This window comes from Mesorhizobium sp. M7A.F.Ca.CA.001.04.2.1 (genome assembly GCF_003998485.1).
Classification (GTDB): Bacteria; Pseudomonadota; Alphaproteobacteria; order Rhizobiales; family Rhizobiaceae; genus Mesorhizobium; species Mesorhizobium ciceri.
The window spans coordinates 1-1,100 of record NZ_RZQT01000285.1 but is presented as its reverse complement, the minus strand read 5'-3'; the positions used below and the strand labels follow the sequence as shown (position 1 = coordinate 1,100).

Below are 1,100 nucleotides of genomic sequence, written 5' to 3'. Positions count from 1 at the left end.
GATTGGGGCCGTTATCCGCCCTACCGCGAGCTTGGCTATGAAGCCGCGCAAACCGCCACCGCCGATTTCCAACTCGGCACCATCGGCGCCGGCACCGGCGCGCTCACTTCGGGGCTGAAAGGAGGCCTCGGCTCCGCCTCGACGCTGCTCGACAATGGCGTCATCATCGGCGCGCTGGCCGCCGTCAATCCGACCGGTTCGGTGACCACAGGCCGAACCCGCCATTTCTGGGCGGCACCGTTCGAAATCGGCGACGAATTCGGTGGGCTTGGCTATCCCTCGCCGATGCCTGACGAGGCGAAACGGATTCTTTTGAAGTACCGCGACAAACATTTTGGCCGCCAGACGGAGACCGGCGGCAACACCACCATCGCCGTCATTGCCACCGATGCAGTGCTCACAAAGGCTGCCGCCAAGCGCCTGGCGATGTCGGCGCATGATGGATTCGTGCGCGCCATCTGGCCGACGCACACGCCGGCCGATGGCGACCTTGTGTTCGCGCTGGCGACCGGCACGAGCGGTATCGAACTCTCCGCCGATGCAGCAATCGATCTCTGCGCCGCCGCCGGCGCCACCATGGCGCGCGCCATCAGCCGAGGCGTTTATGCCGCGACGCCTGCCGAAAACGATCTGTTTCCGGTCTGGTCGTCACGCATGAAGTGAAGTGAAGCGATCAATCAGACCGGATCGGACTTTTCTTCCTCGAAGGTCACCGCGACATCAGAATTCGCCGACAGCCAGACCTTCTTGCCGTCGACTTCGGCAATCAGGCTCAGGGGAATGTAGTGGTGATGGCCCTTGTGGGCGCCCTCGCCGCTATCGGCCTTGGTCAGCTTGATGCGCTGGCCATCGACCTTGTCGACAGTGCCGACATGCACGCCATCGGCGCCGACGACTTCCATATGCTCACGAATTTTGCTGGTGTCGGTCATGGTGGTTCTCCATTGGGACTGCCGACAATAACAAATGACGGGCCGATTGGATGCATCGGCTTTCGCACCGCACGACGTTTTGATTCCGTCGTGCTAGGGGATTGAAACGATCACGGGGGTGAAGACCGATGCGAATGCTCTTTCTGTTTGCCGTTGGCCTGCTTGCAC

Annotated in this window: 2 protein-coding genes; one reads left to right on the top strand and one right to left on the bottom strand. The window is 61.8% G+C overall.

Annotation, left to right across the window (positions count from 1 at the left end):
- Positions 1 to 663 (top strand): P1 family peptidase (locus EN955_RS34525; protein WP_206523779.1); only part of this gene is annotated, 663 nt, incomplete at its 5' end.
- 14 nt (positions 664 to 677) lie between these two features.
- Here the strand turns inward: EN955_RS34525 and EN955_RS34520 are convergent.
- On the bottom strand, positions 678 to 932 hold the full coding sequence (locus tag EN955_RS34520; protein ID WP_013532118.1) for a DUF2171 domain-containing protein: 255 nt from the start codon (positions 930 to 932) through the stop codon (positions 678 to 680).
- Positions 933 to 1,100 lie beyond the last annotated feature (168 nt).

Coding starts and splice junctions, on each gene's coding strand:
- EN955_RS34520 (WP_013532118.1), bottom strand. CDS start 932: ATGACCGACACCAGCAAAATTCGTGAGCATATGGAAGTCGTCGGCGCC.